The sequence below is a fragment of the Rhizobium leucaenae USDA 9039 genome, assembly GCF_000426285.1.
Lineage (GTDB): Bacteria > Pseudomonadota > Alphaproteobacteria > Rhizobiales > Rhizobiaceae > Rhizobium > Rhizobium leucaenae.
The window spans coordinates 1-1,674 of record NZ_AUFB01000091.1; the positions used below are offsets into that span (position 1 = coordinate 1).

The following is a 1,674-nucleotide window of genomic DNA, read 5'->3' on the forward strand; positions in this document are numbered from 1 at the left end:
GCTCAGGCCATTCATCTCAGCTTGCTCCTGCTGACCACGAATCGCCACGCTAGCACATCATCGCAAACCGCGAATCTCCCGTTTTTTGTGACTCATACGGCTTCTCATTGATCAGAACGCATTGGCCCATTCTCTGCGTCCGATGGACATGATGCGCCAGGGCTGACTTTCGAGTTTTCGCCATGCGTCGCAACAGTGATTGACGATATCGTCGTAGGATTTGAAGACTCGGTTCGAGAGCCAATTCTCGCGCATGAAGAGCCAGAGGTTTTCGACCGGGTTCAACTCTGGCGATTTCGGCGGGAGCGGCAGGATCGTTATGTTTTCGGGCACGACGAGATTGTTGGACATGTGCCATCCCGCCTGATCCATGATGAGGATGGCATGGGCGTCATCGGCGACATGACGGGCGATTTCGGCCAGATGCTGCGTCATCGCGTAGGTGTCGCACCACGGCATGACCAGCGCTGCCGCTTTGCCGAGCTTCGGGCAGATTGCGCCAAAGATGTAGGCCGATCTGGTGCGTTGATCATGCGGCGCTGAAGGTCGCGTTCCGCGCTTGGCCCACCGGCGCGTGATCTTGTTCTTCTGACCGATGCGAGCTTCGTCCTCGAACCAGATTTCTATTTGCTTGCCTCGTGCCGCTCCAGCGGCAATTTCTGCCACCGCGGCGGGGAACTTTTTTTAAATTCCTCAATGGCTTGGGGGTCTTGCGCGTGATGTTTGGGCCGTGCGGCCAGCTTGCGATAGCCCATGGCTCGCACCTCACGGCTCAGCGTTTGCTCGCTCACCGAGATGCGAAACCCTTCCCAAAGCCATTGAACCAGATCGCACAGACGCCAACGCACAATGCCGTCAAGATAGGGCGTCGGTCCGCGCTCGATGGCCTGTGCCAAGGCCGCACGCTGCTGATCGTTTAATCGCGACTGCGGACCGGGAGCCTTGCCGTTGATCAGGCCTTGGGGACCACGCTCGTTGAAGCGCATGACCCAGTCCCGAACGATCTGGAGCGTGACATTGCCGAGACGGGCGGCATCGGAACGCGAGCCTCCGTCATAGATCGACGCGAGCGCCAACAAACGTCGTGCCTGGGCGGCGTCCTTCGTCTGCCGCGCCAGCCGCCGCAGACCTTCTCCCTCAAAATCCTCACGCAATGAAATCCCTGATCGCATCGCAGACCTCCGGTTTGCTCCAGAGATTCAGATTCACCGCGTTTTGGGAAGGCCAAAGAGTCAAGTTAAACGGGACGCGGTATCAGTAAGAATAGGTATGCCTGCTGCGTCAGCATACTTGGCATAAAACGGATCCAGGCCGAGTGAAATCGGTGGGCTGCGAACCATGAAAGTATCGAAATTGGATATATCAGCCATCGACAATGGCGACGCAGATAAACCATCCTCAGCGCCGCCAAGTCCCCTGCGGATGCAGCAAGAAGGTATCCACCGACAAGGACCATCGCCATCGAGCATCCATGAATCATCATGACCTTTCCTTAGTGCACTGTCTTCCTGAGACGACGCAACAACCATGCCAATCACCAAGCAAAGAACCGACGGTTATATTTGTCGGCCCTGTCGCGCTAAGAGTCGGATTCGAAAAGCGTTCAACGATATCCATACCTTGCTAGCCGTCTGGTGATGAGACGAATGTGGGCGATCATGATCCACGCTTCGG

The 1,674-nt window shown here is 56.7% G+C and carries 1 protein-coding gene; it reads right to left on the reverse strand.

Features of this window, described 5'->3' with window-relative positions:
• Nucleotides 1-111 precede the first annotated feature (111 nt).
• Nucleotides 112-1,172, reverse strand: a protein-coding gene (locus tag K290_RS37100) for an IS630 family transposase (protein ID WP_184462176.1) whose coding sequence is annotated in 2 segments (ribosomal slippage) — nucleotides 112-680 and nucleotides 680-1,172 — 1,062 coding nt in all. Because the reading frame shifts where the segments join, the coding sequence is not laid out codon by codon here.
• Nucleotides 1,173-1,674 lie beyond the last annotated feature (502 nt).